The sequence below is a fragment of the Mycobacterium sp. ENV421 genome, from assembly GCF_002887815.1.
In the GTDB taxonomy this organism is placed as follows: Bacteria; Actinomycetota; Actinomycetes; order Mycobacteriales; family Mycobacteriaceae; genus Mycobacterium.
On sequence record NZ_PDHO01000073.1, the window covers coordinates 1 to 6,962 of the forward strand.

Genomic DNA, 6,962 nt, shown 5'->3' on the forward strand with positions numbered 1-6,962 from the left:
CTTCCCCCGCCAATCTTGCGGGATTAAGCGTGTCCAACACCTGGGGTCAAGACCCATCACCTTCTTCGGCATATCCACGGTTACTACCGCATCCGGATCGGTGTAGTGGATCCGCAACACCACCCCGGACCCGGCAAGTCTGTTCGCAAGGTCTTCGTTCTCCAAACCTTGTCGAAAGATGCCGGCGAGGTAGCCGTAAACCTCTTCCGCATCAGCGAAGACAGCCATCGTGAATCTCCCTTCTTCAGACACAACTCAAAGCGCTCAAATAAATCTGCTGAGCCGCAACCAGTTCGGCTTCCTCCGAAGCAATCAGGACTCATAGGAGTAAATTCCCTGCCTCCCTCAGCGCCTGCGCGAGTCGACGTTCGGCTCGCGGCAACTGCGCAGCGAGGGACGCGGCGCCACTCGCTCGCCGGCGCGGATCTGCACCGCGTTCGTAAGCGGTGTGCGCAACAGCGGTCCACAACTCAGATGCGGTCTTCGCAGCCTCCGCTGCTCGGAACGCAGGTTCGAAACTCAACTCTTCAGCGATGCGCCGACATCCACGTGCCTGCAGATCTCGGAACAGACCGCCTCCGGTTCCAGCCTTTTCGATGAAGGCGCTCAGCGCAAACAAGGCACCGTCGAGGCTGTCGTCGTCAAAGATCTCCGGCCACCGCTTGAGGTCCTCCACAAAGGTCGATACCCCTGATAATCCACGCACCTGAATTTCACAATCGGAGCCCTCGGTGATCGGCGCGCTCACAAACGAACCCTGCATCGCATCCGCGGACCTACGGAAGGCCGACCGGGCAGCATTGCCGAGATCTGGTGCCGCGCCGGGCCACTCGACCACGTAGGTGGTGTGCCGCGCGGGGACGGGAAATCCCGTCGATGCTCGCGCCTTCCGTAAATTCTCGTATGGCACCGCTTGAGGTGTATCGCGATCGTTATCGACCACGAACGCGAGTTCCTTGTCGTCGTCGTACCCCACAATCACGACGTCGTGCCGGCTCATACTCAGATGTGTTCTCAGATAGGGCAATTCGGCGATGTCAGTCCACACCATGACCGGCGTGCCGGAATCGATCTGTTCGGTCACCCATTTCCAACCAAGATCGGGGTCGTCTGTCGAACGGCGCTCGAAGCGCGCGCCCAACTGGGTCAAGTATTCGTCTTCGAGGTCCGCGCTGCGTCCAACCAGGTAGATCGGTGGGCATAGGTGCCCCGAGCGAACATACGAGAAGTCGAGGGCCCCCCCGAGAGCAAACACGATGCCTTCGTCCGGAGCGTCATCACCCCAACGGATCCCTGCCCATTCGGTCAGATCCCGAAGCGCACCCGATCCGCAATGGCCGCCCATGTCGTGGCGATACGGCACCACCATAGATGCCATCAATCCTCCTCCTCTAGATGACTAACGTGCAGGCGGCAACTCATCTGCGTCATAAGGAACGCGAGATGATTTCCTTCATCACCTCGTTCGTGCCGGCATAGATTTTTTGCACGCGCTGATCCACCCACAATCTCGAGATGGGGTACTCGGTCATGTAGCCATATCCGCCGTGGAGCTGCATACAGTCGTCGAGCACCTTCATCGCTCGCTCAGTGGTCCACCACTTCGCCATGGCGACGGTCTGCACGTCGAGTTGACCCGAAAGGTGCAGGTCGATGCAGTAGTCGAGGAATACTCGTGCGATGCGCGTTTCGGTCGCGGCTTCAGCCAGCGTGAACTTGGTGTTCTGAAAGCCGAAGACAGGCCGACCGAACGCCTCCCGCTCACGCGTGTACTTGAGCGTCTGCTCCAGGGCAAGTTCCATCGCTGCGACAGCCCCCACCGCGACAATGAGTCGCTCTTGCGGCAGCTGCGTCATCAACTGAATAAAGCCTTGTCCCTCGGCCTGGCCCAGAAGGTGCGAGCGCGGAACTCTCACCTCATCGAAGAACAACTCCGAAGTGTCCTGGCCGCGCTGGCCGATTTTGTCAAGAACTTTGCCACGACGGAATCCCGACCGGTCTGCCTCGACAGCGATCAGAGAGATACCCGCGGCGCCCTGGCTAGGATCAGTCTTGGCGACAACGATGATCAGGTCGGCCTGTTGGCCGTTGGTGATGAACGTCTTCGAGCCCGTGATCACATATTCGTCACCGTCGAGGATGGCCTTCGTCTTGACGCTCTGGAGATCGGAACCCGTACCCGGTTCGGTCATGGCTATCGCCCCGATCATTTCACCGGAGGCCATTTTGGGGAGCCACTGCCTACGCAGCTCTTCAGTCGCGTATTGCAGGATGTAGTGGGCCACGATTCCGCTGTGCAATCCCGCGCCCCACGAGCTGTCGCCGATGCGGGCCTGCTCTTCGAGGACGACCGCCTCGTGCGCGAAAGTACCCCCGCCTCCGCCATATTCCTCAGGTGTCGACATGCAGAGTAGGCCCAGCTCGCCTGCTCGGTTCCACAGTTCTCGGTCGACGTGGTGCTGTTCTGCAAAGCGCTGCGCATGCGGCGCCAGTTCGGCCGAGAAGAACTTCGCAGCGAGGTCACGAAGCTCGAGTAATTCAGCATTCATCCAGGGAGAGATTGGGGAGGACATGATTACCTTCCGACTGTTGGAATTCCGGGGACTTGACGTTATTGCGTTTCGATTTCGATGAGGTATTCGCCGGCAGAGTGGCGCGCACGGATGGCCTTTTTGTCGTACTTTCCGACGCTCGTTCTCGGAATATCGGACACGAAGCTCCATCGCTCAGGAATCCACCATTTGGCGACTTTGCCCGAAAGGAACGACCGGAGCTGGTCAATGTCAACGTCGGTTCCGGGGTGGACGACGACAAGCGCCAACGGCCTTTCCTGCCATTTATCGTCCGCGACGCCGACTACCGCCGCTTCGTACACGGCAGGGTGCCCGATCAGCGTGTTTTCCAGCTCCGCCGAGGAGATCCATTCGCCACCTGACTTGATGACGTCTTTCGAGCGGTCGGTCAGTGTCAGATAGCCCTCGGCGTCGATCTTGCCCACATCACCGGTACGCAGCCATCCTTCGTCGAACTTCTCCGTATCGTTGTCTCCGAAATAGGACCCGGTGATCCAAGGACCGCGCGCCTGGATTTCCCCAACTGATTGCCCGTCCCACGGCACGTCTTTCCCGTCGTCGTCCCGCAACCGGATTTCGACACCACAGATCGGCCGGCCCTGGGATGCGCGCATCTCCCATCGTCGCGTCGCGTCGGCTCTGTGAGCCGGACGTGCAACGGTCGCCAACGGAGAGGTTTCGGTCATACCCCAGGCCTGCACAATGGGCACGTTGTACTTCTCTTCGAATGCCCGCATCAAGGAAAGCGGAATAGCAGATCCCCCGCACGCGACCAGCCGTAGCGAAGAAATGTCCCGCTCAGGGTGCGAATCCAGATATCGGTCAACATCGTTCCAGATCGTCGGCACTGCACCGGCCAAGGTCGGTCTGGTGTCTTCGATGATCGACACCAACGGTTCGGCTTGGAGATACCGGTCAGGCAGCACCAGATCCGCACCGGACATCAACGCTGCGTAGATAAGCCCCCACGCATTGGCGTGAAACATTGGGACGATGGCCAGCACACGGTCGGCCTCGCTGACTGACAAAGCGTTAGCTGTGCAGGCGGTCAGCGAGTGAAGGTACGTCGAACGGTGGCTGTAGACGACGCCTTTGGGATCTCCGGTGGTGCCGCTCGTATAACACATGGCCGCGGCGGACAGCTCGTCGAGCCGAGGCCAGTCAAATGATTCTTCCTGGCCGGCAAGCACTTCCTCGTAACGCAGAACGGTCTTCCCGCATCCCTGTAGCGGGGCAAGGTCGCCCTCTCCGGTGACGATGACGGTGTGCACCGACGCCATCGCTGGGAGCGCGCGCGCCAACAACGGGGCAACTGAAGCGTCGACTAGGACGATCTGATCGCTCGCGTGGTTGGCGATGTACGCCAGTTGCTCTGGGGCCAAACGAATGTTGAGCGTGTGCAGGACCGCGCCCATGGAGGGAATCGCACAGTAGGCCTCCAGATGTTCCTGGTTGCTCCACTGGAAGGTGGCCACGCGTTGGTCTGCCGTGATGCCAAGACTGCGCAGCGCATTGGCAAGGCGAGCCACTCGCGCCAGCACAATGCGGTAAGGCGTTCTCCGATATCCATTTCCGGTCGGAGTGACGACCTCGCTGTCACCGTGTATGGCTGCCGCATACTGAACGATCGCCGAAACCGACAGGGGAACATCTTGCATTGTGCTTTGCATCGTGTAGTGCCCTTTCAGGCGAAGAGGTCGGGACGGCTGTTCGGCTGATCGATGAATGTGCCGTAATGCGTTCTCAGTGCTTGCAGGATGTCTGCTAGGGGTAGATCGTCGTAGGCTCCCCGGTCGCGCAGATACTCCATGTGCCGGGTGCCGTCAGCGGTGAAACCATGGAGTAGCGCGTCGCTACGGCCGTCGAATTCGATCGGCGAGACACCGAAGCGCGCGCACAGCTCGCGATTGAACGCCGGGGTGGCCTTTACCCACGCACCGTTGAGGAACATGAGACTGTAGCCGTGGTAGACGAAAACGTCGGTACCACCCATCCGCTCGCGCAATGTCTTGGTCTGGAGGTGGTTTCGGACGTCGGCGAACCCCAGCCGCGCCGGGATTCCCGCCGCTCGGCACGCTGCAGTCAAGAGCACGGCCTTCGGGACGCAGTAGGCCCGTTCTGCGGTCGCGACGGTGCTGGCGCGATACGCGTATGGGTTGTCGGTCACCGTGTAGGGGTCGTACCAAATGGAGTCACGGACCGCGGTGAAGATGGCGATGGCCTTCTCGGTGTCGCCGCAGGCACCACGGATCGCCGATGACACGAAGTCACGTACCGAATCTTGTTGCCAGTCAAGAAACTCCGTGGGTTCGAGGTAGGGCCTGTGGTCGACGGTCATCGGCGCTTCATCTCCAACGGAAGTCCGTCCACCGGAATGGGCAGCGAGGTGTTGTCCCATCGGACGTGATAGTTCTCCGGAACCGTCCAGGTGAACGAACGCAGCATCCTGTGCAGGATTGCTTTGACCTCGAGCGTCCCGAATTGCATGCCGATGCACTTGTGCGCTCCACCTCCGAACGGAACCCAGGCGAATCGGTGGTGTTGGTCTTCGCGCCGAGGCTCGTCGAAACGTGAGGGATCGAACCGCTCCGGATCACTCCAGATCGTTCGATCGAAGTGATTCACGGCAGGCATTATGGCGCACAGAATGTTCGCGGGGATGTGATATCCGTCGATGGCGACATCTCGAACCGTCTTGCGCATCACCAGCGGAACAGGTGCAAGCAGTCTGAGCGCTTCCTTGATCACGAGGTCGATGACCGTCATCTTCTCCAGGGCATCGATGTTCGGCAACCCGTCACCGATGGCCGCGGCTTCCGCAGCCGCTGCCTCCTGCCAGTGCGGATACTTGGCAAGGAAATAGGTGACCGCTGTGGTGGTGATCGTCGATGTGTCGTGGGCTGCCATCATCAAGAAGATCATGTGATTCACCACATCCTCGTCGGAAAACCGCTCCCCGTCTTCGGTGGTGGCTTGACAGAGAGCAGCGAACAGATCCTCCGTTTCACCGGCTCGCGCGGCCGGCAGATGCCGAAAGAAGTAGTCCTCCAAGACGCGCCGCCCTTGCACACCAGCGCGGAATCTGGTTCCCGGAAGCGGAGCACGCACAAGGGAACTCGCCGCCCGGACCGTAGCGACGAACGCCTTGTTGACGGCATCGCTCTCGTCCTTGCCACAGCCGCCCATGAAGACTTCGGTAGCTATGTCGAGGGTGAGTTCCTTCAACAGTGGGTAGATTCGAACCGACGGGCCCACCGGCCACGCAGGCACTGCCGAGCGAACGCATGGGGTTACCTGTTCGACGTATCCGGTCAGGCGCGGACGCGTAAACGCCTCCTGCATGATGCGCCGGTGCATCAAGTGCTCGTCGAAGCTCATGAGCATCAAACCGCGATGGAAGAAGGCGTCGATCAGGAAGGACCAGCCATCCTGAGAGAATGCCTTCGCTTCGCTCGTGAACGCCTCTCGAGTGGCGTCAGGGCCGGCGATGACCACCATCTTGGTGCCGAACGCGCCCATCCACGACACCGAACCCAGACGGTCGTAGCGCTCTCGACTGAAATCCGAGCCGAATCGGATGTAGTCGAGCGTGTGACCCACGAAGGGCAGTCCGGCATCCCCCTGGACGGCTTTCAATCCACTGCCCGCGGGTGCCGGTGCCAGTTCACGAACCGGCCAGTCCCGGCTCCATCGACGCCATCTGTCGTCGACGACGTGAGGCGCGGGGACCATGATCACAGAGGACAACCGCTCCTTCACGTGGTGCGCAGGTGCGAGAAGGTGATTCGTCATGGTTCCTCCTGGACGCTGGGCCGCTTTGACGGCGTCCACCAGTCTTTTCAAAGATGCCATTGATGTCAATATCTAGACATTATTGGCCTAGCAGTTAAGTGCGCGTCTCATGCCCTTAGTCGGCCAGGCTCGGTTCTGCAGGGTCTCCGACCTTTAGACGCCCGACGTTTCTCAAGACGTAATCGCCGCTGTGCGGCTTCCGGGTAAGGAGTCGATAAACCAAGGTAGGCCCCGGCCAGTTCGTCGGGATTTCCCCGCTCGAGGTTCGATACCAGCTCGCACACAGCGCCCACACCGACCTCCGTAGTCGCCTTCTCAAGCGCGTGTTGTAGCGTTGCGCACTCTCCGTCCTGACATCGATCGCATGACCCGGATGAGCAGCCACGGCTTTGATGAGCGCTGGGGTCTGCTTGCAGAGGCGAGTTCGCCGAGAAGACCGCGGTGCGTATCCGGCGACCACATAGAGTATGCACCGCCGTGTATGTACAACAATGGGTTCGCATGCGGATGAAGCACAGGTGTGGTGATCCAGTTGAGGGGGACCGGTCGCGTCCGAAAGTGGGTGTAAAAAGCACCGGCCGGTTCGCGGCTTCGTCG

At 60.3% G+C, this 6,962-nt stretch carries 5 protein-coding genes and 3 pseudogenes; all 8 read right to left on the reverse strand.

The window, feature by feature from the left end; translation table 11 throughout:
- Window positions 1–228 (reverse strand): annotated as a pseudogene (locus CRM90_RS29100) (hypothetical protein); the annotation flags it as partial.
- Between the two features lie 91 nt (window positions 229–319).
- Entirely contained in the window at window positions 320–1,378 is a 1,059-nt protein-coding gene (locus tag CRM90_RS29105; RefSeq protein ID WP_102810333.1) for a BtrH N-terminal domain-containing protein, read from the reverse strand.
- Window positions 1,379–1,427: 49 nt separating this feature from the next.
- Window positions 1,428–2,573: an acyl-CoA dehydrogenase family protein gene (locus tag CRM90_RS29110; RefSeq protein ID WP_102810334.1), complete on the reverse strand. Its 1,146-nt coding sequence runs from the start codon at window positions 2,571–2,573 to the stop codon at window positions 1,428–1,430.
- 38 nt (window positions 2,574–2,611) lie between these two features.
- Window positions 2,612–4,231 carry a fatty acid--CoA ligase gene (locus CRM90_RS29115; protein ID WP_102810335.1) on the reverse strand — a complete coding sequence of 540 codons (1,620 nt, stop codon included), beginning with the start codon at window positions 4,229–4,231 and terminating at the stop codon, window positions 2,612–2,614.
- Window positions 4,232–4,257: 26 nt separating this feature from the next.
- Window positions 4,258–4,911, reverse strand: coding sequence for a transglutaminase-like domain-containing protein (locus CRM90_RS29120; RefSeq protein WP_102810336.1), 654 nt, complete (start codon window positions 4,909–4,911; stop codon window positions 4,258–4,260).
- Entirely contained in the window at window positions 4,908–6,365 is a 1,458-nt protein-coding gene (locus CRM90_RS29125) for a cytochrome P450 (RefSeq protein WP_102810337.1), read from the reverse strand. Before CRM90_RS29125 ends, CRM90_RS29120 begins: the two co-directional genes overlap by 4 nt.
- Window positions 6,366–6,480: 115 nt before the next feature.
- A pseudogene (locus CRM90_RS29130) lies at window positions 6,481–6,762 on the reverse strand (hypothetical protein); the annotation flags it as partial.
- 11 nt (window positions 6,763–6,773) lie between these two features.
- Window positions 6,774–6,962: pseudogene (locus CRM90_RS31180) on the reverse strand (hypothetical protein); the annotation flags it as partial.

Excerpts from the sequence above, each read along its gene's own strand:
- CRM90_RS29105 (WP_102810333.1), bottom strand. The coding sequence starts at position 1,378 with ATGGCATCTATGGTGGTGCCGTATCGCCACGACATGGGCGGCCATTGC.
- CRM90_RS29110 (WP_102810334.1), bottom strand. The coding sequence starts at position 2,573 with ATGTCCTCCCCAATCTCTCCCTGGATGAATGCTGAATTACTCGAGCTT.
- CRM90_RS29115 (WP_102810335.1), bottom strand. The coding sequence starts at position 4,231 with ATGCAAGATGTTCCCCTGTCGGTTTCGGCGATCGTTCAGTATGCGGCA.
- CRM90_RS29120 (WP_102810336.1), bottom strand. The coding sequence starts at position 4,911 with ATGACCGTCGACCACAGGCCCTACCTCGAACCCACGGAGTTTCTTGAC.
- CRM90_RS29125 (WP_102810337.1), bottom strand. The coding sequence starts at position 6,365 with ATGACGAATCACCTTCTCGCACCTGCGCACCACGTGAAGGAGCGGTTG.